Annotated in this window: 16 protein-coding genes, 1 rRNA gene and 1 pseudogene; 5 read left to right on the top strand and 13 right to left on the bottom strand. The window is 72.8% G+C overall.

The window, feature by feature from the left end:
- Window positions 1-193 precede the first annotated feature (193 nt).
- The 11 genes and pseudogenes from ACZ6EM_RS12370 to ACZ6EM_RS12320 all read right to left on the bottom strand — a co-directional run.
- Window positions 194-598, bottom strand: a complete 405-nt coding sequence (locus ACZ6EM_RS12370) for a hypothetical protein (RefSeq protein WP_359914327.1) — start codon at window positions 596-598, stop codon at window positions 194-196.
- On the bottom strand, window positions 588-1,001 hold the full coding sequence (locus ACZ6EM_RS12365) for a YegP family protein (RefSeq protein WP_401053443.1): 414 nt from the start codon (window positions 999-1,001) through the stop codon (window positions 588-590). Before ACZ6EM_RS12365 ends, ACZ6EM_RS12370 begins: the two co-directional genes overlap by 11 nt.
- Window positions 1,002-1,223: 222 nt before the next feature.
- Entirely contained in the window at window positions 1,224-3,038 is a 1,815-nt protein-coding gene (locus ACZ6EM_RS12360) for a sensor histidine kinase (RefSeq protein WP_401053441.1), read from the bottom strand.
- An 81-nt stretch (window positions 3,039-3,119) separates the two neighbouring features.
- Window positions 3,120-6,653 (bottom strand): thiol reductant ABC exporter subunit CydD, encoded by a 3,534-nt coding sequence (cydD, locus tag ACZ6EM_RS12355; RefSeq protein WP_465772324.1) that lies wholly within the window; start codon window positions 6,651-6,653, stop codon window positions 3,120-3,122.
- A gap of 4 nt (window positions 6,654-6,657) precedes the next feature.
- The gene (gene cydB / locus ACZ6EM_RS12350; protein ID WP_465772323.1) at window positions 6,658-7,683 is read right to left on the bottom strand and encodes a cytochrome d ubiquinol oxidase subunit II; all 1,026 of its coding nucleotides are present in this window, start codon (window positions 7,681-7,683) and stop codon (window positions 6,658-6,660) included.
- Window positions 7,684-7,716: 33 nt separating this feature from the next.
- Window positions 7,717-9,261 (bottom strand): cytochrome ubiquinol oxidase subunit I, encoded by a 1,545-nt coding sequence (locus ACZ6EM_RS12345; protein ID WP_401049480.1) that lies wholly within the window; start codon window positions 9,259-9,261, stop codon window positions 7,717-7,719.
- 348 nt (window positions 9,262-9,609) lie between these two features.
- Window positions 9,610-10,983, bottom strand: coding sequence for an oxygenase MpaB family protein (locus tag ACZ6EM_RS12340; protein ID WP_465772322.1), 1,374 nt, complete (start codon window positions 10,981-10,983; stop codon window positions 9,610-9,612).
- A 224-nt stretch (window positions 10,984-11,207) separates the two neighbouring features.
- The gene (locus ACZ6EM_RS12335) at window positions 11,208-12,113 is read right to left on the bottom strand and encodes an LAETG motif-containing sortase-dependent surface protein (protein WP_401049477.1); all 906 of its coding nucleotides are present in this window, start codon (window positions 12,111-12,113) and stop codon (window positions 11,208-11,210) included.
- A gap of 237 nt (window positions 12,114-12,350) precedes the next feature.
- On the bottom strand, window positions 12,351-13,850 hold the full coding sequence (locus ACZ6EM_RS12330) for a sensor histidine kinase (protein ID WP_452180487.1): 1,500 nt from the start codon (window positions 13,848-13,850) through the stop codon (window positions 12,351-12,353).
- Window positions 13,851-13,862: 12 nt separating this feature from the next.
- The gene (locus ACZ6EM_RS12325) at window positions 13,863-14,651 is read right to left on the bottom strand and encodes a response regulator transcription factor (protein ID WP_465772321.1); all 789 of its coding nucleotides are present in this window, start codon (window positions 14,649-14,651) and stop codon (window positions 13,863-13,865) included.
- A gap of 302 nt (window positions 14,652-14,953) precedes the next feature.
- A pseudogene (locus ACZ6EM_RS12320) lies at window positions 14,954-15,523 on the bottom strand (sigma factor); the annotation flags it as partial.
- Window positions 15,524-15,721: 198 nt separating this feature from the next.
- Between ACZ6EM_RS12320 and ACZ6EM_RS12315 the strand changes: the two are divergent.
- The 3 genes from ACZ6EM_RS12315 (at window position 15,722) to ACZ6EM_RS12305 (ending at window position 17,391) form a co-directional block, all read left to right on the top strand.
- Window positions 15,722-16,204, top strand: coding sequence for a nuclear transport factor 2 family protein (locus ACZ6EM_RS12315; RefSeq protein WP_380552482.1), 483 nt, complete (start codon window positions 15,722-15,724; stop codon window positions 16,202-16,204).
- A gap of 87 nt (window positions 16,205-16,291) precedes the next feature.
- Window positions 16,292-16,408 (top strand): 5S ribosomal RNA (gene rrf / locus ACZ6EM_RS12310).
- 269 nt (window positions 16,409-16,677) lie between these two features.
- Window positions 16,678-17,391: an IclR family transcriptional regulator gene (locus ACZ6EM_RS12305; protein ID WP_030246527.1), complete on the top strand. Its 714-nt coding sequence runs from the start codon at window positions 16,678-16,680 to the stop codon at window positions 17,389-17,391.
- Window positions 17,392-17,560: 169 nt separating this feature from the next.
- On the opposite strand, the gene aspS is transcribed toward ACZ6EM_RS12305, so the two are convergent.
- Together aspS and ACZ6EM_RS12295 are read right to left on the bottom strand one after the other, a co-directional pair.
- Window positions 17,561-18,868, bottom strand: a complete 1,308-nt coding sequence (gene aspS, locus ACZ6EM_RS12300) for an aspartate--tRNA(Asn) ligase (RefSeq protein ID WP_401051966.1) — start codon at window positions 18,866-18,868, stop codon at window positions 17,561-17,563.
- Between the two features lie 282 nt (window positions 18,869-19,150).
- The gene (locus ACZ6EM_RS12295) at window positions 19,151-19,504 is read right to left on the bottom strand and encodes a UBP-type zinc finger domain-containing protein (protein WP_359905082.1); all 354 of its coding nucleotides are present in this window, start codon (window positions 19,502-19,504) and stop codon (window positions 19,151-19,153) included.
- Between the two features lie 228 nt (window positions 19,505-19,732).
- On the opposite strand from ACZ6EM_RS12295, the gene ACZ6EM_RS12290 reads away from it, so the two are divergent.
- Both ACZ6EM_RS12290 and ACZ6EM_RS12285 read left to right on the top strand, forming a co-directional pair.
- A complete protein-coding gene (locus ACZ6EM_RS12290; RefSeq protein WP_401051962.1) occupies window positions 19,733-20,338 on the top strand; it encodes a YceI family protein in 606 nt (201 codons plus the stop codon).
- A 239-nt stretch (window positions 20,339-20,577) separates the two neighbouring features.
- Entirely contained in the window at window positions 20,578-22,815 is a 2,238-nt protein-coding gene (locus ACZ6EM_RS12285) for a transglycosylase domain-containing protein (RefSeq protein ID WP_452178408.1), read from the top strand.
- Window positions 22,816-22,817: the final 2 nt, after the last annotated feature.

Raw genomic sequence — 22,817 nt, 5'->3', positions numbered from 1 at the left:
CCGAGCCCGGTCGACGTTCTTCTCCAGGAGGCTGCTCGGAGTGTTGCCGGAAACCTGTCCTTCACCGGAACAGCACGGACGGAGATCCGATGGAGGATCCCCTTCCGGGAGCGGGATCCGATGGAGGATCCCCTTCCGGGAACGCCGGAATGACGGTCCGTCATCCGACTCGGACCGTCATCGACTCAAACGCTCACAGCGGCCAGCGGCCGTCCCGCCCGGACCGTCGCAACTCCTGCCCCACCCACTGGAGTCCGGCCAGGAACCCCTCGACCCCCGCCTGGCACTGGTCCCGCCGCAGGTACCCCCGCGCGCTGCGGGCCACCGGAACGGCGTCGGCCGCCCCCCGCCGGGTGCTGCGCACCGGCAGGTAGGCGGCCCAGACCCACTGACGCCCCTCGGACTGTCCGACCGAACATCGCAGCGCGGCCCGCTCGATCAGCAGTTCCCGGACCGACTCGGCGAGTTCCTCCTCGCTCCGGTAGGTCCGCACCCCGACCCCGAGCGGCCGACCGTTGGCGGCCCGCAGCGCCCAGCCGAGGCAGCGGTCGGCCGCCGGCACGATCAGCAGCCGCGGACCGCGCCGCTCAGCGGCCATCGGTGCGTCTCAACGGCACCGCGGGTTCCGGGAGTTCGCGCGGCGGCTGCTTGGAGAGCAGCACCACGAACCGCCGGAAGGCGTTCTGGCAGGTCGCGTACCGCTCGTACGCGCGGCTGGAGCGCACCTCGGGCAGGGCCCGCGAACCCGGGACGACCCAGATCCAGCCGATGCCCTCCCGCACGTGGGTGATCCGCGCGGTGAGTTCGACCGCCACGACCCGCAGGCCGTCGAAGGCCCGCTCGGCCTCGCCGGCCGTCTCGAACGCGGCCGGGGTGATCGCGACCACCCGTCCGTTGGGCGCCTTCAGTTGCCAGCGGTAGCGCCCGTCCGCCGCCCGTTCGGCGCGGAACCCCCCTCGACTTGCCCCTGCTGCGGTGTAGCCGCGGCCGGCAGCGTTCACTGCCCCCTCCGTCCGGTTGCCCTCCGGATTCCCCTCCGAGCGGAGTAAAGCTATGTGTGCACACGGAGCCCCCGAAAGCCCAGAACGTTCACAACTTGCGCCGTTGGTCGGGAAGTTCTCTCTCGTTTAACTTTCACGCGTCTCGATCGGGAACCGCTCCGGAACCGCTCCGGAACCGGCCCGGAACCGACCGGCAACCGGCCGGGAACCGCCCTGGGACGCTCAGAGCCGGGCGGTCCAGCGCACCATCGTCCCCTTGCGGTACGGCCCGCTCTCGTGCCAGGCGTCGCCGCCGAGCGCCTCGGCGCGCCGGGTGAGGTTGAGCAGGCCGCTGCGACGGCCGCCCCGCGGGATGCCCACCCCGTCGTCGGTCACGGTGAGCAGGACGCCCGGCCGCCCGCCCCGGTCCAGCGACTCCGGGTCGCCACCCACCGGGCGGCCGTCCTCGTCCAGGTGGGTGGTGGCGTCGATCTCCACCCCGACCCGGGAGGCGCGCGCGTGCCGGGCCGTGTTGGAGAGCATCTCGCGCAGGGCGGCCAGCAGTTGACGGCCGGTGTTCTCGCCGACCAGGCTCTCCACCGGCCCGACGAAGCTCACCGCGGGCTTGAAGCCGAGCGCGGCCGCGGCCTGGCTGGCCTCGCGCAGCACCCGGGTGCGCAGGGTGTCCGGCGCGTCGCCGTGGTTGTCGTGCTGGAGGGCGTAGATGGTGGTGCGGACCTCCTGGATGGTGGCGTCCAGCTCGTCCACCGCCTTGCCGATGCCGACCTTCACCTCGGGGACGACCGCCCGTCGGGCGGCGCTCTCCAGCATCATCCCGGTGGCGAACAGCCGCTGGATCACCAGGTCGTGCAGGTCGCGGGCGATCCGGTCGCGGTCCTGGAAGACGGCCAGGCGCTGCTGGTCGCGCTGGCCCTCGGCGAGCCGCAGGGCGAGCGCGGCCTGCGAGGCGAAGGTCTCGGCGAGCTGCTTCTCGCTGTCGGTGAACGGCACCGCTCCGCAGGGGCGCCAGACGCAGAGCCCGCCGAGCACCCGCCCGGCGGCGACCATCGGCACCGCCATGGACGGGCCGAAGCGGCGGGCGAGCCGGATCACCACGGTCGGGTCGCTGGACATGTCGTCCAGGTAGACGCTCTCCCCCGCGAGCAGCCGGGCCGCGAAGCTCTCCCTGGGCAGCAGTTCGCCGCGCACGAACTCGGCCAGCTCACCGGAGGCGTGGGCGACCCGCATCTGCCCGTCGCCCTCGTCGCCGTCCTCCGGGCCGGTCGGCAGCAGGATCATGCCGAGCGCGGCGTCCGCCAGCTCCCGCACCTGCTCGGCCGCGACGGTCAGCGCGGTCTCGGCCTGCTCGGCGGAGAGCAGGGCGGTGGTGACGGCGGCGGCGCCGGCGATCCAGCGTTCGCGGCGGCGGCCCTCCTCGTACAGCCGGGAGTTCTCGATGGCCACACCGGCCGCCGCGGCGAGCGCGTGCACCACCTGCTCGTCCTCGGGCGTGAAGGCCCCGCCGCCCTTCTTCTCGGTGAGGTAGAGGTTGCCGAACACCTCCGCGCGGACCCGGATCGGCACGCCCAGGAAGGTCCTCATCTGCGGGTGGTGCGGGGGGAACCCGGAGGAGCGCGGGTCGGCGCCGAGGTCGGTCAGCCGCAGCGGCTCGGGGCGGTCGATGAGCACGCCGAGGATGCCCCGGCCGGCGGGCAGTTCGCCGATCTCGCCGGCGGTCCCGTCGTCGACCCCGACGTGGATGAAGTCGGCCAGGCCGGTGCCGCCGGGGGCGATCACGCCGAGCGCCGCGTACCGGGCGTCGACCAGTTCGGCCGCGCCCACGGCGATCCGGTGCAGGGTGGCGTGCAGGTCCAGCCCGGCCCCGATCGAGACCACCGCCTCCAGCAGCCGCTGCATCCGGTCGGTGACCGCGGCGGCCGACTGGAGGCGCTCGGCGACCTCGGTGACCAGGGTGTCCAGCCCCAGCGAGGCGATCTCGGGCACCCGATGGGGTGTCGGCTCGGGCGTGGCCTCGGGGAGGTCCGGCGTGGGGTCCATGGAGAAAGCCTAGTTTGTACGCTTTTCAGCCGAAGGGCGGCGCGACGGGCAGCACGACGGGCAGTACGACGGGCCGCGCGGCTACCGGCCCACCGGCTCCAGCAGTCCGTCCGCCTCCCGCTCCCGCCGCCACATCGCGTGCAGCCGCCCGTCCGGGTCGGCGACCAGCTCGGACCAGCGGCCCCGCTCGGCCACCCGCCCGCCGTCCAGCACCAGCACCTCGTCCACCGTGGTGTCGTCCAGCCCGGCCAGCCGGTGGGTGATCAGCACCGTGGTGCGGCCCTCGGTGGCGGCCAGCAGGTCGGCGGTCAGGGCGTCCGCGGTGGGCAGGTCGAGGTGCTCGGCGGGCTCGTCCAGGACCAGGACGGGGAAGTCCGCGAGCAGGGCCCGGGCGAGTGCCAGCCGCTGGCGCTGGCCGCCGGAGAGCCGGGCGCCGTGCTCGCCGACCATGATATCCAGGCCGTCCGGCAGTCCCTCGGTCCACTCCAGCAGCCGGGCGCCGGCCAGCGCGGCGCGCAGCTCGTCCTCCGCCGCTTCCGGCCGGGCCAGCCGCAGGTTCTCCCGCAGCGAGCTGTCGAAGACATGGGCGTCCTGGGCGCAGAGCCCGATCACCCGGCGGACGGACTCGCCCGCCAGCGCGCGGCTGTCCACAGCCTGTGGACGGCCGTCGGCGAACCGCACCGTCCCAGCGCTCGGCTCCAGGAAGCGCAGCAGCGCCTGGGCGAGGGTGGTCTTGCCGGAGCCGGACGGGCCGACCACGGCGATCCGGCGCCCGGCGGCGAGGTCGAGGTCCACCCCGGCGAGCGCGTCCACCGCCTGCCCGGGGTGGCGGACGGTCAGCCCGCGCACCGCGACCGGCAGCGGCTGCTCGGGCAGCGCCACCGGTTCGGCCGGCTCGGTGACCGGCACCGGAGCGTTCAGCACCTCGTCCAGCCGGGCCCGCGCGGCGCGGCTGCGCTGGCGGGCCTGGACGGCGAGCGGCATCCCGGTGACGGCCTCGAAGGCGGCCAGCGGGGTCAGCACCACCACGGCCAGGCAGACCGGCGCCAGCACCCCGTCGCGCACCCCCTGGACGCCGACGGCGGCCGCGGCGGTCACGGTCAGCCCGGTGAGCAGGGCGATCAGCCCGGTGCCGAGTGCCGTGGTGGCGGCCGAGCGGGCGGCCAGCCCGGTCAGCGCGGCGTCGGCGGTGCGGACGGCGGCCAGCCGGCCGGGCAGGGCGCCGGCCACGGTGAGCTCGGCGGTGCCGGTGAAGGCGTCCACCACGGCGGTGGCCAGGCGCCCGCGCGCCGGGGCCTGGCGCCGTTCGGCACCGGCCGACCAGCGGGCGGCCAGGGCGGGCACCAGCACGCCCGCGAGCAGCAGCCCGAGGCCGAGCACCAGCCCGGCGGCGGGCAGGAAGGCGGTCATCGCCACCGTCGAGGCCAGCGCGACCAGGCCGGCCACCGCGGCCGGCAGCCGCCAGCGCAGGTAGTGGTCCTGGATCGCGTCCACGTCGGCGACCAGCCGGGAGAGCAGGTCGCCGCGCCGGAAGGCGGGCAGTCCGGCCGGGGCGAGCGCGCTCAGCCGCCGGTAGACGGCGGCCCGCAGGGTGCCGAGGGTGCGCAGCACCGCGTCGTGCGAGACCAGCCGCTCGGCGTAGCGGAAGACGCTGCGGCCGATGCCGAAGGCCCGTACCGAGGTGACGGCCATCATCAGGTAGAGCACCGGCGGCATCTCGGAGGCCCGGGAGATCAGGTAGCCGGAGGTGGCCATCAGGGCGACGGCGCAGCCGAGGGCGAGCGCGCCGAGCAGGATCGAGAGCGCCAGCCGGGGGGTGGTGCCGCCCTCGGGGCCGGTCTCCTCGGCGACGGCGGGGGCGGGGGTCGGCTTCCCGCTGTGCTTCCCGCCGCGGTGACCGCCGTGCTTCCCGTCGTAGTGACCGCCGCGGTGACCGCCGTCCGTGAGCGGGGCGGGCGGGGCGGCGGGCCCCGCCAGCCGTACTCGCCGGTCGGCGGCGGCCAGCAGGGCCGGCCGGTGCGCGACCACCAGCACGGTGCGCGCCGGATCGGCGGCCAGTGCCCGGACGGTGTCCACGACGGCCGCCTCGGAGGCGCCGTCCAGGTTGGCGGTCGGCTCGTCCAGCAGCACCAGCGGCCGGTCGTCGGCGAGCAGCACCCGGGCGAGGGCGAGGCGCTGGCGCTGCCCGGCGGAGAGCCCGGCGCCGTCCTCCCCCAGGACGGCCGCCAGGTCGGTCACGAAGTCGAGCGCGTGCGCGGACCGCAGCGCCGTCCACAGCTGCTCGTCGGTGGCCTGCGGCCGGTAGAGCCGCAGGTTCTCGGCGACCGTCCCGGCGAACAGGTGCGGATGCTGCGGCACCCAGGCGATCTGCCGCCGCCAGCTCTGCGGGTCCAGCTCGGCCAGGTCGTGGACGCGGCCGTCGGCGGCGGTGATCCGGACGGTGCCGGAGTCCGGGGCGGTGAGGCCGAGCAGGACGGCCAGCAGGGTGGACTTGCCGGCGCCGCTGGGGCCGGTGAGCGCCGTGCTGGAGCCCGGGCTCAGGGTCAGCCCGGCGCCGTCCAGGGCGGGCTCGGTGCGCCCGGGGTGCCGGACGACCAGGCCGTCGGCGGCGATCTCGGCACCCGCGAGGTCCGGCGCCGGGGTGGTGCCGGCGGCGGGCAGCGGGGTCTCCAGCACCCGGAACAGCTCGTCGGCGGCGGTCAGCCCCTCGACGCTGGAGTGGTAGAGCGCGCCGACCTGGCGGATCGGGAAGTACACCTCGGGGGCGAGCACCAGGATCAGCAGCCCGGTCTCCAGGTCGAGCGTGCCGTCCACCAGCCGGAAGCCGACGGTGACGGCGACCAGCGCGACGGACAGGGTGGAGAGCAGTTCCAGGGTGAAGGAGGAGACGAAGGCGATCCGCAGGGTGCGCAGGGTGGCGCGGCGGTAGTCGGCGGTGATCCGGGCGATGGTGGCGGCCTGGGTGCGGGCCCGGTTGAACACCTTGAGGGTGGGCAGCCCGGCGACCACGTCGAGGAAGTGGTGGGAGAGCCGGGCCAGGGTGTTCCACTGCCGGTCCATCCGGGACTGGGTGGCCATCCCGATCAGCACCATGAACAGCGGGATCAGCGGCAGCGTTCCGGCGATGATCGCGGCCGAGGTGAAGTCGGCGCCGACGATCCGCAGCAGCACGATCACCGGGACGACCACGGCCAGCGCCAGCTGCGGCAGGTAGCGGGCGAAGTAGTCGTCCAGCGCGTCGATGCCGCGGGTGGCGAGGGTGGTGAGTTCGCCGGTGCGCCGGCCCGCCAGGTAGGACGGGCCGAGCGCGGTGGCGTGGTCGAGCAGCCGGCGCCGCAGGGTGGACTTCACCCGGGCGACGGACCGGTGCGCGGTGAGCTCGGTGAGCCAGCCGACCAGCCCGCGCCCGACCGCCGTCAGGGCGAGCAGCAGCAGCGGCGTGGTCAGCTCGCCGAGCGTCGCCCCGCGCTGGAAGGCGCGGACGACGATCTCGGCGATCAGACTCGCCTGGGCGACCACCAGGGCCGCGCCGACCGCGCCGAGCAGCACGGATCCGACGAGGAAGGCCCTGGTGGTGCGGGCGTACCCGAGGAGTCGGGGGTCGACCGGCTTCATGGCGTCAGGCCTGGTCGAGCGGGGCGGCCGGGTTGTGCCCGGGGATGTGCTGGACGCCGATCCGCTTGCGGAACACCCAGTACGTCCAGCCCTGGTAGAGCAGCACCAGCGGGGTGAAGATCGCCGCCACGACGGTCATCACCTTCAGCGTGTAGGGCGAGGACGCGGCGTTGCCGACGGTCAGGCTCCAGTCCGGGTTCAGGGTGGAGGGCATGACGTCCGGGAAGAGCGCCAGGAAGAGCATCCCGACCGCGGCCACGATGGTCGCCCCGGAGAGGCTGAACGCCCAGCCCTCGCGGCCGAGCTGGTTGGCCGCCAGGGCGCCGAGCAGGGCGACCACCGCGACGATCATCGCGGCGAGGCTGCGGCCGTTGCCGTGGTCGGCCTGGGTCCAGATCAGGAAGGCCAGCGCCAGCACGGCGGTCACCAGACCGGACAGCAGGGCGGCCCTGCGGGCCCGCTCGCGGATCTCGCCGACCGTCTTGAGCGCGGCGAACACCGAGCCGTGCAGGGTGAACAGGGCGAGCGTCACCAGGCCGCCGAGCAGCGCGTACGGGTTCAGCAGGTCCCAGAGGGTGCCGATGTAGTTCTTCTGCGCGTCGATGTCCACGCCGCGCACGATGTTGGCGAAGGCCACGCCCCAGAGGAAGGCCGGGAGGAGGGAGGTCCAGAAGATGGCCTCCTCCCAGTTCCGCTGCCAGCGGGCGCCGTCGCGCTTGGCCCGGTACTCGAAGGCCACCCCGCGGACGATCAGGCAGACCAGGATGACCAGCAGCGGGATGTAGAAGCCGCTGAAGAGCGTCGCGTACCAGTCCGGGAAGGCCGCGAAGGTGGCGCCGCCGGCGGTCAGCAGCCAGACCTCGTTGCCGTCCCAGACCGGGCCGATGGTGTTGATCAGCACCCGTCGTTCGGCGGTGTTGCGGGCCAGTGACTTGGTCAGCACGCCGATCCCGAAGTCGAAGCCCTCCAGGAAGAAGTAGCCGATCCACAGGACCGCGATCAGCACGAACCAGACGTCGTGGAGTTGCATGTCAGATCCTCAGTTCCCCGGTGTCCCGGCGCCTCAGTAGGCGAAGGCGAGCGGCTTGTCGGCGTCCTCGTCCGAGGACGGTCCGCGCAGCGACGGGTCCTTGGTGGGCGGCTGCTCGGTCACCACCGGGCCGGCCTTGGCGTACTTGACCAGCAGCCGGACCTCGATGACCGCGAGGATCGCGTACAGCGCGGTGAAGGTGGCCAGCGCCCCGATCTGGGTGCCGACGCCGACATTGGGGGAGACGGCGCTGGCCGTGGTCATCAGGCCGAAGACGGCCCAGGGCTGACGGCCCATCTCGGTGAAGATCCAGCCGAAGCTGTTGGCGATCAGCGGGAAGCCCATGGTCAGGATGCCGATCCGCCAGCTCCACTTGGTCAGCAGCGGCCCCAGCTCGCGCTTGGGGGTGAGCATCAGCCGGGGCACCTCGGTCTCGCCGGTGCGGAACTCGGGGCGCAGGAAGAGCTTCCTCCGGGTGGTCCACAGGCCGATCAGGCCGGCCAGGAAGGAGGTCATCCCGAAGCCGATCATGAGGCGGAAGCCCCAGTAGGTGACGAAGATGCTCGGGATGTAGTCCTTGGGGTCGCCGCCGTGCTGGGCGGCCTCGGCGGCGGCGGTGTCGTTGATGCCGGGGACGGAGGAGCTGAAGTCGCTGTGGGCGAGGAAGGAGAGTATTCCGGGGATCTCCAGGGCGACCGAGTTGTGGCCCTTGCTGACGTCGCCGACCGCGAAGACCGAGAACGGGGCCGGCGCCTGGGTCTCCCACAGCGCCTCGGCGGCGGCCATCTTCATCGGCTGCTGCTCGAACATGACCTTGCCCAGGGTGTCGCCGCTGAGCGCGGTGCCGGCGCCGAAGACCACCGCGAGCACCAGGCCGAGCCGCAGCGAGGTCCGCATCGCGGCGGTCTTCTTCGGGTCGGCGGTCTCCGGCTTGCGCTTGGCCTTCCAGAGGTGGAAGGAGGCGATGCCGACGACGAAGGCCGCACCGGTGAGGAAGGCGGCGGTCAGGGTGTGGAAGACGACCACGAGGGTGGTGTTCTGGAACAGCACCCGGACGACGTCGGTCAGTTGGGCCTTGCCGGTGACCGGGTCGATCGCGTAGCCGACCGGGTGCTGCATCCAGGAGTTGGCGGCCAGGATGAAGTAGGCGGAGAGCACGGTGCCCAGGGCCACCATCCACATGCAGGCACAGTGGATCTTCCTCGGCAGCTTGTCCCAGCCGAAGATCCACAGGCCGATGAAGGTGGACTCGAAGAAGAAGGCGATCAGCGCCTCCATCGCGAGCGGGGCGCCGAAGACGTCACCGACGAAGCGGGAGTAGTCGGACCAGTTCATGCCGAACTGGAATTCCTGGACGATTCCCGTGACCACGCCCATCGCGATGTTGATGAGGAAGAGCTTTCCCCAGAACTTGGTGGCGTGGAAGTACTTCTCCTTGTCCGTCCGCACCCAGGCGGTCTCCAGACCGGCCACGATCGCGGCCAGGCTGATCGTGAGCGGGACGAAGAGGAAGTGGTAGACGGTGGTGATGCCGAATTGCCATCGCGCGATGGTCTCGTGAGCGATTGCCAGTTCCACGTCGCCCTCTCTCCCAACCTGCCCGCGTGACGACGGGCATCTTCCGGACAAACTTCATCTATAGCCGTAGACCGTTGCTCAACTACGCAAGCTTGTCCGCTTGTGAACGTGAACACGTTCACAAGGAGCAGTATCCACCATCCTTACGGGGGAACTGCAGGTGGGGTGGGATTGACAGCCCGGTGCGCTGCGCCGCGGCCCGCGGTGCGGTCCGCACAGTCTGCGGACCCACCGCGGACCGGGGCAACGAACGACGGGGCGGACGGCCGGACCGTGTTGGCCGAACCGGCGCTTGACAGGCCCGCGACCCGGTCGCCCCGGCCGGATCCGCGTGCTACCGGCGCCTCGCTACGCGCGGCCGAGCAGCTCGGTCCCCGGGGCGGAGTCGGCGCGGGCCGTGAAGAACCCGGTGAAACCGGCGAGGAACTCCTCCCGGGTGATCCGCCCGTCCCCGTCGGCGTCCAGCCGGCGGAAACCGTGCGACAACTCCGCCGGGTGCACCCGCGACCCGCCGAACACCGTGCGGTACTCGTCGAACTCCAGGAAACCGCTGCCGTCGGTGTCCGCCGCCGTGAACACCGCCCGCAGCGCGGGCAGCAGCCCCCGCTCCAGGTAGGCCTCGTCCCGGTCCAGGCCGGACAGGGTGGCCGCGACGAACTCGTCCCGGTCGACCCTCCCGTCCCCGTCGGCGTCCATCACCGCGCGCAGCTGCTCCCACCAGCTGTCGAAGGCCTCGTACACCCGGGCCTCACCGGCCTCGTCCAGCTCCAGCTGCCAGCACACGTTGTGCGCCATCGCCCGCAGGTCGTGCACGGTGATGAAGCCGTCGCCGGTCTGGTCCAGCACCTCGCGGAAGAAGCGGTCCAGCCGGGGCCCGCGGCCGTCCCGGTGCGGGTGGCGGCGCTTCGGCGGCCGGGACGGCTCCGGCGAGCGGTAGCGCAACCGGTCCGGGAGGAGGGGGACGACGGCGCCGGCGCCGCGGTGCAGCACCGCGGACAGCAGCGCGGCCCGCCGGGTACGGACCACCCCGAACCGCTCCCGCACCGCCGGCGGCAGGTCCGCCACCGTCAGCTCGCGGATCACCCGGGCGACCACCAGCCGCACCACCCGCCACCCCGCGTCACCGAGGAACCGGAGCCGGCGCGGCCGGGGCGCCTCCCGCAGCAGATCGTCCAGCAGGTGGCGCGCCGCCTCGGTGAACTCCAGCCGCTCCCGCGCGTACCGGGCGAAGTAGGCCGGCAACTCCCCCACGGTTTCCGGGATCTCGCCCTTCGGGAGGCCGAAGGCGGCGACCGCCTCCCGGAACTCCGCGTACGCCTGCGCCATCTCCTGCGCGTCGTACGGGTCCCCGCCCAGCCGACGCATCGCGACCACGCCCTCGAAGAGCGTCAACAGCACCCACGCCCTGGTCGCCGCGTCCCCGGCGTCGTATGGCCGCCCGTCCGGCCCCGTCCCCCGGATCCGCTTGTGCGCCCGCTCCAGCCGGGCGACCTCCCGGTGCAGCGACTGCGCGTCCTGGTAGAACAGCCGCCGCCCGCTGCCCAGCGTGTGCTCCACCCGCCGCCACGGGTGCGCCCGGTACGTCGAGTGCTCCGCCATCCCCGCCGACACCACCGGGTCCGCCGCCTGCAGCACCAGCAGCCGCCACGCGACCAGCAGGATCCGCCACTCCGAAAGGTCCCGCTTGAACGACGCGGACCGCTCAGCCACGAGCACGCTCATGGACACACCCCACTTCCCGTCCAGTGTGATCAGCCCGCGCGAGTCCGCACGGGCAACGGCTGGACGGTCGCACACGGCCGAGGGGCCGGCCGGATGAACGCGATTGATTCACTCGATCGAGGAGTTTCGGGGCCGGAACGCCGGAACCGCAGGACGGGCCGGGGCCTGTCCTGCGGTTCCGGGGTGGTCGCGCCGTCCTCCCGAGCGGGCGCGACCGGGGTGGGTCAGGAGGTGGGGCGGGTGGCCGGCTTGCGGCGGGAGACGTAGAGGGCCGCGGCGCCGAGGCTGATCGCGAGGCCGGCACCGAGGGCGAGGTACGGGGTGGCCGGGTTGGAGCCGGTCTCGGCGAGTTCGGTGGTCGAGCCGGTGGTGGCCCGGCTGGTCGACGTGGTCGAGGTGCTCGACGTGGTCGAGGCGGTCGACCTGCCGGTGGTGCTGGTCTTGGCCGTGGTGGTGGTGTTGGAGACCGGGGTGACCGCCGCGGGCTGCTCCGCCGGCTTCTCGGCGGGCTTCTCGGCCGGCTTCTCGACCGGCTTCTCGGCGGCCGCCCTCGCTTCGGCGAGGGCCTGGTCCGCGGCGGCCTTGGCGGCGGCCGCGGCCTTGGTGGCCTGGTCCGCCGTGTGGATCCGCCGGAACGCCTCGACCCGGGCGTCGTCCAGGGCGTTCCCGGCGGCGGTCACGGCGGCCTTGGCCTTCGCGTCCGCGGCGATGGCGGCGTTGGCGGCGTCGATCGCCTTGAGCATCCGCTCCCTGGCCTTGGGCAGGTCCTCCTCCTTGGCGGAGCCGTACGCCAAGGAGGCCTCCTCGGCCTCCTTGTTGGCGGCGTCCTTGGCCGCGGCGGCCTTCACCGCGGCGGCCTTGGCCTCCTGGTACTTGCCCTGGTAGGGCTGCGAGTCGTTGAGGAAGGCGGAGGCCTCGGCCCGCACCGTGGCCTCGTTGGCGACGGCCGCCGTCCAGGCCTTGGCGGCGTCGGCGGCGGCCCGCTCCAGTTCGGCGATCGAGCCGTTGTCACTCCGGGTCTGCGCCGCGGAGGCCGACTCCGCGAAGGCGGGTGCCGCGGAGAGCACCACGGCGGGCGAGACGACGGCGGCGACGAGGGCGGCCGAGACCAGCGAACGGCGGAGTTTCACAATGACCCCTTTCGGGCCTGCAGGAAAGCAAAAGCCTCGACCGGAAGGGTTTCCGACGGCCGGGCAGCACCGATCATAGGCATACGCATTCTTGACGCTCCATGCCGGATTCCGGCAATGACCGGGCACCGTGTCTTCCTGGTTCGCCGGGGAATTGACGAGTCGACAAAGTCGGGGCCGGTCCGCTGCGCAAAGGCCGGAATTCCCGACATTCGGGCGAACCCGCAGGAAATCCGGTCAGTGCTGGCAGGGCAGTTCGACGCGGAAGGTGGCGCCCTCGCCCGGGGCGGTGCGCAGGGTGAGGGTGCCGCCGTGGGCGCGGGTGAGGGCGGTCGCGATGGCGAGGCCGAGGCCGGCGCCGCCGCCGTTGTCGCGGCTGCGGGAGGGGTCGACCCGGAAGAAGCGGTCGAAGACCCGCTGGGCCTGCTCCTCGGTGAGGCCCGGGCCGGAGTCGGCGACCTCCAGCAGGCAGACGCCACCGGGGTCGGTGCCCACCCCGATCCGGACCGGGGTGCCGGGCGGGGTGTGCTTGACCGCGTTGCCGACCAGGTTGGTGACCACCTGCCGCAGCCGGGCCTCGTCGCCGATGACGGGCGCGGCACCGGGCGCGCCCGTGCCGGCCGGGCCGGTGAGCGCGACCGGTCGGCTCGGGTCGAGGGCGGTGAGGTCGTGCAGCGCGTCGGCGGCGAGGGTGCGCAGGTCCATCGGGGCGAGGTCGAGCGGGCGTTCCTCGTCCAGCCGGGCGAGCACCAGCAGGTCCTCGACCAGGGCGCCCATCCGGTCGGCCTCGCTCTCGATCCGGGTCATGGTCCGCTTGACGTCGGCCTCGGCGGGCAGCGCGCCCATCCGGTACAGCTCGGCGAAGCCGCGGATCCCGGCCAGCGGGGTGCGCAGCTCGTGCGAGGCGTCGGCGACGAAGCGCCGCATCCGGGCCTCGGACTCGGCGCGGGCCGCGAAGGCCGCCTCGATCTGGGTGAGCATCCCGTTGAGCGCGACCGACAGCCGGCCGACCTCGGTACCCGGGGAGAGTTCCGGCATCCGGTGCGACAGCTCGCCGGCCGCGATCCGCTCGGCGCCCTCCTCGATCCGGCGCAGCGGCCGCAGCCCGGCCCGTACGGCGAAGAGGCCGAGCGCGGCGATCACCACCAGGACGCCGCCGCCGATGGCCTGGAAGGAGGTGCGCAGCTTGCCGAGCGTGGCGTCGATGTCCTCGCGGGAGACCGCCACCATGACGTGGGTCGGGGTGACCGCCGGCGAGGCGTACGCGCTGGGGTTGGCGGCCTGCCCGCGGGGGGTCTGGAGCGGCAGCACCAGGACCCGCCAGCGGTGCTGGCCGCGCTGGTCGGGCAGGTCGAAGGGGACGTCGGGGGCGGTACGGGTCGGGTCCAGTCCCTCCAGCTGGGGCGCCGGGTCGCTGTCCGAGACGGGCTGGCGCATCAGCGCCTGGACCTTGCCGTCCGAGGAGAGGTACTGCACCAGGTACTGGCTGGGCAGGCTGACCCGCCGGCCGGCGACGGCGGGCCGGCCTGCGGTCTGCGCGGTCAGCTGGCCCGGGGGCTTGCGGGAGAGCGGCGGCCCGTAGCGCTGGAGCTGTTCGTCCAGCTGCTGCACCAGCTGGCTCCGGACGGTGCCGAGCACGAAGGTGTCGCTGACCGCGAGCCCGGTGGTGACCAGGGCGAGCACGAGGACCAGCAGCCGGGCGCGCAGCGACATCCGGGCGGAGAAGCGGGCGAGCACGAGCGGACCCGGTCAGCCCTGCGGGGGGCGGCGCAGGGCGTAGCCGATGCCGCGCACGGTGTGGATCAGCTTGGGGCCGTGCGCCGGGCCGGAGTCGAGCTTGCGGCGCAGGTAGGAGATGTACGACTCGACGATGGAGAGGTCCCCGCCGAAGTCGTAGGCCCAGACGTGGTCGAGGATCTGCGACTTGGAGACCACCCGGCCGACGTTGGCCATCAGGTAGTACAGCAGCTTGAACTCGGTCGGGGAGAGCGAGACCGGGGTGCCGCCCCGGGTGACCTCGTGGGCGACCGGGTCGAGGCTGAGGTCGGCGACGATCAGCCGGCCGTCCTCGGCGGGCCCGCCGGCCCGGCGCAGGATGGCGCGGATCCGGGCGATCAGCTCCTCCAGGCTGAACGGCTTGGTGACGTAGTCGTCCGCCCCGGCGGCCAGGCCCTGCACCTTGTCGCCGACGCCGTCCTTGGCGGTGAGGAAGAGCACCGGCAGGTGGTCGCCGGGGTGCCCGTGGGCCGGGCCGGCTATCTGTCCGCGGCTGGTGCGCTCGCGCAGCTTCTCGACGACGGTGAAGCCGTCGAGGTCGGGGAGCATCACGTCGAGCACGACCAGGTCCGGACGCTCGGCGGCGACCAGTTCGAGCGCCTCGGTCCCGCTGGCGGCGGAGGCGACGCGGAAGCCGGAGAAGCGCAGCGAGGCGGAGAGCAGCTCGCGGATGTTGGGTTCGTCGTCCACGACGAGCAGGAACGCTTCGCCCTGGCCCCCGGCCACCGTGGAGCCGCCTGGTGTGGTGACAGTGCCTTGCACGGGGCTTTCGCCTCCCGGTCGGACGATGACGTTCAGCATGAGGCTAGCCCCCGGAGGCTATGCGGCATGGATGAATGTTGGATTAACACCTTATCGGTCGGTTTTTGGACGATCGGCGCACAGGGGTGGGCTCGATGGTGTGCGCACGGGCGTGGACACGACGGACGCGCGCCGGACGGGGGCCCCGCCCGCCCGGCGCGAGGAGCCTCACACCCGCGCACGGCTCCGGATCGGCCGCCCCTGTGTCCACGGCCGGAGCCTCTCCGGGTGGCGCACCCGCCGGACGCGGGTGATCAGGCTCCCGGCGCGGCCGGGGCCTGCGCGGTCCGGATCCGGCGGTGGGCGGAGGCGGCCAGTCGGCGGCAGGCGGCCGGGCTGCGGCCGACGATCGCGGCCACTTCGACGAAGGGGTGGCCGAAGACGTCGTGCAGGACGAAGGCGACCCGTTCGGCCGGGGTCACGGCCTCCAGGGCCACCAGGAAGGCCGTGCTCACCGTCCCGTCCGGGGTGATCCGGTCGGCCGGGTCGGCCGCCGGGTCGGCCGCCGGGGCCGCCGGGTCGGCCGCGGGGTCGGCCGCGGGGTCGGCCGCCGGGTCGGCCGCGGCGTCCGTCCACTCCCGGCGCGCGGGCAGCGGCCCGGGGATCCACCCGCCGACGTGGCGCTCCCGCCGCACCCGGACCGAGCCGAGCCGGTTGAGGCAGATCCTGCTGGCCACCGTGGTCAGCCAGCCGCCGGACGAGACGATCGCCTCCCGCTCCCGCCGGGGCAGCGCGTACCAGCGGGCGTACGTCTCCTGCACCACGTCCTCGGCGTCGGCCGGCGAACCGAGCAGCCGGTACGCCAGGTCGATCAGCCGGCGCCGCTCGCCCATGATCGCGCCCGGGCCCGGCTCGGTCGTGGTGCCGCCCCCTGCTTCCCGCACCGTGTCCCCACCCCTTCGACTCGACGGCTCTCCGCTCCTCCTATGACAGCGCGGCGGCCCGGGATGTGACGCCTTCCCGCTCATGTCACATTTCGAGCGGCTGTTCTGTCCTGTCCGTCGTACCTGTGCAACGGAACGGAGAACCCGATGAACGACTTCCAGGCGATCGCCGACCGCGTCGAGATCACGGCCCTGCAGGCCGAGTTCACCGACGCGGTGATGATGCGCGACCGCGCCCGCCTCGCCGCGCTGTTCACCCCCGACGGCGTGCTGCGGATGCCCGACGTCCCGATCGAGCTGACCGGCCCGGAGCAGATCCGGGCCGGCGGCGAGAAGCTCCAGGAGCAGTGGGACTTCTTCATCCAGAACACCCACCCGGGGGCGGTCGTGATCGACGGCGACACCGCGACCGGCCGCGCCCACATGTACGAGCTCGCGCGCCTCAAGGACGGCCGGCAGGGGATCAACCACGCGATCTACCACGACCGGTACCGGCGCACGGCGGACGGCTGGCGGTTCACCGAGCGGGTCTACGAGACCCGGTACCTGGACACCAGCCCGCTGCCCGGCTCGGCACCGGACCCGGCCCGGCCGGCCCCGTGGACCGGCCCGACGGACGCCGGCCGCTGAGGCCGCGGAATCCCCTCGTTTTCCCTCCTGCTATGATTTGCAGCGAGGCGAAGGCAATGCTTTCGAGCAATTGCCCGGCCCGATCATTTCGGTGGTCATAGCGAGAGGGAAACGCCCGGCTCCATTCCGAACCCGGAAGCTAAGCCTTTCAGCGCCGATGGTACTGCAGGGGGGACCCTGTGGGAGAGTAGGACGCCGCCGAATTCTTCTTACGGCCCCTGCCGTGTCCGACAGTGACACGGCAGGGGCTTTTTTCATTTCCCCTGCCGCTTCCCCTGCCGATCCCCCCACCGTTTCTCCCGCCATTCCCCCCGCCGTTTCGCCGCCCGCGGTTCCGGTGCCGCGGCGCGCCCTCCGACGCATCCAGCATGTGAGATACGGAGTCCCGGAAGAGCCGCTTTGCGGGTATCTGAGAGGATGGCGAACATCGAAACGGACTTGCGTCTCGCTACCTGAGACTGCAATATCATGCTATGGACAACACTAGCGGCGTCGGCGTTCTCGACAAGGCCGCTCTGGTGCTCAGCGCACTGGAGTCGGGCCCCGCCACGCTGGCGGGGCTGGTCGCCGCCACCGGTCTGGCGCGCCCCACCGCCCACAGACTCGCCGTCGCACTCGAACACCACCGCCTGGTCACCCGGGACATGCAGGGCCGCTTCATCCTCGGCCCCCGCCTGTCCGAACTCTCCGCCGCCGCCGGCGAGGACCGACTGCTCGCCACCGCGGGCCCCGTCCTCACCCACCTGCGCGACGTCACCGGGGAAAGCGCGCAGCTCTACCGCCGCCAAGGCGAAATGCGCATCTGCGTCGCCGCCGCCGAACGACTCTCCGGCCTGCGCGACACCGTCCCCGTCGGCAGCACCCTGCCGATGAAGGCCGGCTCCGCCGCCCAGGTCCTCCTGGCCTGGGAAGAGCCCGAGCGCCTCCACCGAGGCCTCCAGGGCGCCCGCTTCACCGCCACCGCGCTCAGCGGCGTCCGCCGCCGCGGCTGGGCCCAGTCCATCGGGGAGCGGGAGCCGGGCGTCGCGTCCGTCTCCGCCCCCGTCCGCGGGCCGTCCAACCGCGTGGTGGCCGCCGTCTCCGTCTCCGGCCCCATCGAGCGCCTGACCCGCCACCCGGGCCGGCTGCACGCCCAGGCCATCATCGAAGCCGCCAACCGGCTCACCGAGGCCCTGCGCCGCAGCTGACGGAATCCGGCCGACGGACACGACGGCCGACGGACACGAAAGAACGGGCCGCGCCCGAGGAAGAGACCTCCTCGGGCGCGGCCCGTTCCGTCGTTCCGGCCGTCCGTCCCCGTCCAGGGTTCGAGTCCTGCGGTTCGGGTCCTACGGTTCGAGTCCTACGGTTCGAGTCCTACGGTTCGAGCCGGTGCGGGCCCCGGAAGAGGAATGTCGCCTCACGGATCGACGGCAGGCCCAGCGCCAGCATGAGCAGCCGGCCGAGCCCCAGACCGAACCCGCCGTGCGGCGGCGTGCCGTAGCGGAAGCAGTCGAGGTATCCGGAGAGCGGCCCGGTGTCCATGCCCTTCTCCCGGGCCTGGGCGACGAGACGGTCGTACCGGTGCTCGCGCTGGGCGCCGGTGGTGATCTCCACGCCGTTCCACAGCAGGTCGAAGGACTCGGTGACGGTCGGGTCGTCCTCGGGCCGCAGGTGGTAGAACGGCCGTACGGCGGCCGGGAACCGCGTGACGAAGACGAACTCGTGCCCGGTCTCCTCGGCGATCAGGGCGCACAGCGCGCGCTCGCCCTCGGGGTCGAGGTCCTCCTTGGCGCCCTCCCGGTCCCAGCCGGTGGCGCGGAGCCGGGCCAGTGCCTCGGCCATCGTGATCCGGGGGAACGGCAGCCCGGGGACCGTGACCGCGGTGCCGAAGTGCTCGGCGATCGCCGCACCGTGGTGTTCGGCCACGGCCGCCAGGACGCGGTGCAGCATCCGCTCCTCGAAGGCCATCACGTCCTCGACCCCGTCGATCCAGGCGATCTCGACGTCGACCCCGGTGAACTCGGTGGCGTGCCGGGAGGTGAAGGACGGCTCGGCCCGGAACACCGGCCCGATCTCGAAGACCCGGTCGATGCCGCCGGCGATGGCCATCTGCTTGTAGAACTGCGGGGACTGGGCGAGGTAGGCGGTGCGGCCGAAGTAGCCGACCTCGAACACCTCGGCGCCCGACTCGGAGGCCGTCCCCATCAGCTTCGGCGTGTGCAGCTCGGTGAAGCCCTCCTCGGCCGCCACCTCGCGCATCGCCCGCTCGACGGTCGTCTGGACGTCGAAGACCAGGTGCTGGGAGGGGCGCCGGATGTCGAGGAAGCGCCAGTCCAGGCGCTGGTCGATACCGGTCTTCTCGTCGATCGGCAGCTTCGGCTCGGCCGGTGAGACCACCTCCACCCGGGACGGGACGATCTCCAGCCCGCCGAGCTTGACCTGCGGGTTGGCGACGACCTTTCCGGTGATCTTCACGGCGGACTCGACCGTCACGCCCTCGAAGGCGGCCTCGACGGCGTCGCCCTCCCCACCGCGGAGGTGGGTGACCTGCACGAGACCGGTGTGGTCCCGGACCAGCACGAACTGGATGCGCCGCTGGAGTCGGAGCGTGTTCACCCACCCGTAGACGGTGACCGTCTCTCCGAGGTGCGCGTGGAGCTCTACGACAAGGGTGCGCGTCATGACAGGGGACCCCCTGGGGTGCGGGCGCGTTGGTCGCGCCACGTCGACGGGCGGTAAACGGCCGCCCTGGGCGCGTTCACCGTAGAGGATCAAGCCCGCGGGAGTCGCCCGGTTTTCCGCCGTGTCCGGGCGGGCGGACAGCGCCCGGCGGCCCCTCGCGAGGCGCAAGGGGCCGCCGGAACGATTCGGTTGTGACCGGCTCGGTTGTGTCCGGCTCGGCTGTGTCCGGCTCGGCTGTGCCCGGCCGAATGCCGCGGGGCCGCCGGTGCGGCCGCGGGGCCGTCAGTGCAGCCGCGACTGCCAGTCGGCGGGGACCTTGCCGGCCGGGCCCGGGGTGGGCTGGTCGGCCGGGTGGGCGGTGGGCGGTGCCAGCGGCGGGCCCTCGTAGTACGCGCCGGTCTCCAGGTTCCAGAACCAGTCCTCGCCGGGCTCGAAGCTGACCAGGAACGGGTGGCCGGCCCCGCGGGCGTGCTTCGTCGCGTGCTGGGCCGGGGAGGAGTCGCAGCAGCCGATATGGCCGCAGGCCGCGCAGCGCCGCAGGTGGAACCACCACCCGCCGCCGGCCAGGCACTCCGCGCAGCCCTCGCCGCTGGGCACCGCGGTGGGGTCGATCCCCGGGATCGGCTCGCCGGTCATACCTGCCTCCTCGGCTGGGCGGTCCGTCCCCACCAGCCTGGCCCGGTCGCGGTGGTGCTGCCAGTCCGGCGGGCGGCCGCGGTGGTGCTGCCGGTCCGGGGGAGGCGGCGGTGCGGGGGAGGCCGCGGTGCGGGTCGGCCGCCGTCCGGACGACCGCGGGCCGGCTTCGTCCTACGCTGGCTGGAGGGGATCTCGGGGACCCGCCGGCCACTACCCCACGGAGTCGCCATGGCCACCACGAAATGGTTCTTCGAACCCAGCCACACCGGTGCGGAGTTCCGCGCGAGACACATGATGGTCACCTACGTGCGCGGCCAGCTGAAGAACGTGCACGGCTTCCTGGAGGTCGACCCGGACGCTCCGGAGCAGGCCAGGGTCGAGGCGACCATCGACGCGACCCAGGTGTACACCGGTTCGCCCGAGCGGGACGCGCATCTGCGCAGCGCCGACTTCTTCGACGTCGAGCACCACCCGACCTGGAGCTTCGTCGGATCACAGGTCCACCAGGTGAGCGCGAGCGGCTTCGAGGTCACGGGCCGGCTCACCATCCGCGGCGTGACCCGCCCGGTCACCTTCGACGTGACCTACCTCGGGCAGTGGGACACCCCGTGGTGGGAGGACGGGCGCGACCTGGGCCCCCGGCGGCGCGCCGGATTCACCGCCAGCACCCGGATCAACCGCCAGGACTTCGGCGTGAGCTGGAACGACGTGGTGGACCGGGGCGGCACGGTGGTCGGCAACCTGGTCGACGTCGAGGTCGACGTCGAAGCGGTCCTGGAGAGCGCTCCCGGGACCGGAGACGCCGCCCCCGGGACCGGAGGTGCCGCCGCCTGACCGGACGCCCGCAACCTTTCGGCCCGCCCACCGCATCACAGTGAGTGCAGGACCACGGGAGGGGGCGGCGCCGCACACGGATCGGTCCGCATTGCGTACGGACCACCCAATTCCCCCGCATTCATTCAGTGCGTACACGACCCGCCCTGCCGGAGCCAGTCCCCCGCCTGTTGCACAGCCGTGACAACCGGGCCCGAAAAACCGTTCGGCCGGTGACTTTCACCGGTTAGCATTCCGGAATGGATTCGAACCACCCCCCGATATGGAGTTCCGCCGAGGACGCGGCCCCCCAGCCGCCCCGCAAGGCGCCGCTCCGGCTGGCCCGCTTCGGTGCGACCTTCCTGGGGGTGAGTGTGGTGTCCGGCGTGCTGCTGGCCGGCCTCGCCCTGCCCGTCGCCGGCGGCATCGGGCTGGCGGCCAAGAACACGGCGGAGGGGTTCGAGGACGTCCCCTCCGACTTCAAGACCCCGCCGCTCACCCAGGCCACCCAGATCTTCGACGCCAAGGGCGGGCTGATCGCCAAGGTCTACGAGCGCGATCGCACCGTCATCACCGCCGAGCAGATGTCGCCGTTCATGCGGCAGGCCCAGGTCGACATCGAGGACGCCCGCTTCTACGAGCACGGCGCCGTCGACCTCAAGGGCGTGCTGCGCGCCATCAGCAAGAACGCGGAGAGCGGCACCGCCTCCCAGGGCGCCTCCACGCTGACCCAGCAGTACGTGAAGAACGTCAACGTGGAACAGGCCGGCGACGACCGGGACGCCGTCCTGGAGGCCCAGCGCAAGACCCTGGGCCGCAAGATCCAGGAGCTCAAGGTCGCCATCAAGCTGGAGGAGGAGGTGCCGAAGGAGCAGATCCTCACCAACTACCTCAACATCACGTACTACGGGAACGGCGCCTACGGCGTGGAGGCCGCCTCCCAGCGCTACTTCAGCAAGAGCAACAAGGACCTGACCGTCGCCGAGGCGGCCACGCTCGCCGGGCTGGTGCAGAACCCGTCCCAGTACGACCCGAAGCTGCACCCGCAGGCCGCGCAGAACCGCCGCGACACCGTCATCGACAAGATGCTGGAGAACAAGCACCTCACCGCCGAGCAGGCGAAGGAGGCGAAGGCCACCCCGCTGGGCCTCAACTTCAAGGCCCCGCAGAACGGTTGCATCACCGCCCAGGCCGGGATGGGCTTCTTCTGCGACTACGTGCGCCATGTGGTCAAGCAGGACCCGGTCTTCGGCAAGAGCGCCGACGAGCGCAAGAAGTTCTGGAACCAGGGCGGCCTGAACATCTACACCACGCTGGACCCGGACAAGCAGGCCGCCGCCCAGAACGCGGTGAGCACCAACGTGCGGGTCACCGACACCGTGTCCGCCGCCGCCTCCATGGTCGAGCCCGGTACCGGCAAGATCCTGGCGATGGCCCAGACCCGCCCGTACGGCCTGGACACCAACCAGAACCAGACCGTCGTCAACCTCAACGTCGACGCGGCGATGGGCGGCGGCAACGGCTTCCAGCCCGGCTCCACCTTCAAGCCGGTCGTCGCGGCCGCGGCACTGGAGGCCGGCCTGCCGGCCACCCAGGAGTACTCGTCCCCGAACAAGCTCGAGTACCCGACGATGAAGACCTGCGAAGGGACCTGGAAGAACGACGCCCGCCCCAAGACGGTCGTCCCCAACGAGTCCGCGAGCGAGAAGGGCCCGTACCAGCTGAAGATGGCGATGGCGCTCTCGGTCAACACCTACTTCGTCCAGATGGAGCAGGAGATCGGCCTCTGCGCGGTCAAGCAGATGGCCAACAAGCTCGGCATCACCACCAAGGCCAGCGGCAAGCCCCTGGAGGAGGTCCCCGCGATGGCCCTGGGCGTCGAGGAGATGAGCCCGCTGACCATGGCCAACGTCTACGCGACCTTCGCCGCCCAGGGCACCCACTGCGCCCCGGTCGCCATCAACCGGATCACCACCGTCGAGGGCAAGGACGTCCCCGTCCCGGCCGGCCAGTGCGAGAAGGCGTTCTCCGAGTCGACGGCGCGGGCGCTGAACACCGTCCTGAACGGCGTGACCGAGAACAACGGCACCGGCGCGGCGCTCAACCTGGAGGACAACCGGCAGATCGCCGGGAAGACCGGCACCTCGGACCGCAAGCGGGCCGCCTGGTTCAACGGCTACACCCCGCAGCTCGCCACCGCCGTCTGGATCGGCGGCCCCCAGGGCGGCGTGGAGATGCGCAACATCACCATCAACGGGAAGTACCGCCCCGAGGTCTTCGGCGCCGACGGCCCCGGCCCGATCTGGCGGGACGCCATGAACCAGGCCCTGCGCGGCACCCCCAAGCAGTCCCTGCCGATGGCCGACATCCCCGACCCGGCGCCCAAGACCAACCCGAACAGCACCGGGACCGGGGCCCCCACCGGCCCGGCGCCCGGCGCGGGCCCGGCGACCGCGCCCCAGCCCGACCCCCAGCAGCCCGACCCCCAGCAGCCCTGACC

Source organism: Kitasatospora sp. NPDC041917 (assembly GCF_055589745.1).
This window is presented reverse-complemented; position numbering and strand designations above follow the sequence as displayed.

Bases quoted from the DNA above. Each gene is read 5' to 3' on its own strand.
- ACZ6EM_RS12370 (WP_359914327.1), bottom strand. From the start codon at position 598: ATGGCCGCTGAGCGGCGCGGTCCGCGGCTGCTGATCGTGCCGGCGGCC.
- ACZ6EM_RS12360 (WP_401053441.1), bottom strand. From the start codon at position 3,038: ATGGACCCCACGCCGGACCTCCCCGAGGCCACGCCCGAGCCGACACCC.
- cydD (WP_465772324.1), bottom strand. From the start codon at position 6,653: ATGAAGCCGGTCGACCCCCGACTCCTCGGGTACGCCCGCACCACCAGG.
- cydB (WP_465772323.1), bottom strand. From the start codon at position 7,683: ATGCAACTCCACGACGTCTGGTTCGTGCTGATCGCGGTCCTGTGGATC.
- ACZ6EM_RS12340 (WP_465772322.1), bottom strand. From the start codon at position 10,983: ATGAGCGTGCTCGTGGCTGAGCGGTCCGCGTCGTTCAAGCGGGACCTT.
- ACZ6EM_RS12315 (WP_380552482.1), top strand. From the start codon at position 15,722: ATGAACGACTTCCAGGCGATCGCCGACCGCGTCGAGATCACGGCCCTG.
- ACZ6EM_RS12305 (WP_030246527.1), top strand. From the start codon at position 16,678: ATGGACAACACTAGCGGCGTCGGCGTTCTCGACAAGGCCGCTCTGGTG.
- aspS (WP_401051966.1), bottom strand. From the start codon at position 18,868: ATGACGCGCACCCTTGTCGTAGAGCTCCACGCGCACCTCGGAGAGACG.
- ACZ6EM_RS12295 (WP_359905082.1), bottom strand. From the start codon at position 19,504: ATGACCGGCGAGCCGATCCCGGGGATCGACCCCACCGCGGTGCCCAGC.
- ACZ6EM_RS12290 (WP_401051962.1), top strand. From the start codon at position 19,733: ATGGCCACCACGAAATGGTTCTTCGAACCCAGCCACACCGGTGCGGAG.
- ACZ6EM_RS12285 (WP_452178408.1), top strand. From the start codon at position 20,578: ATGGATTCGAACCACCCCCCGATATGGAGTTCCGCCGAGGACGCGGCC.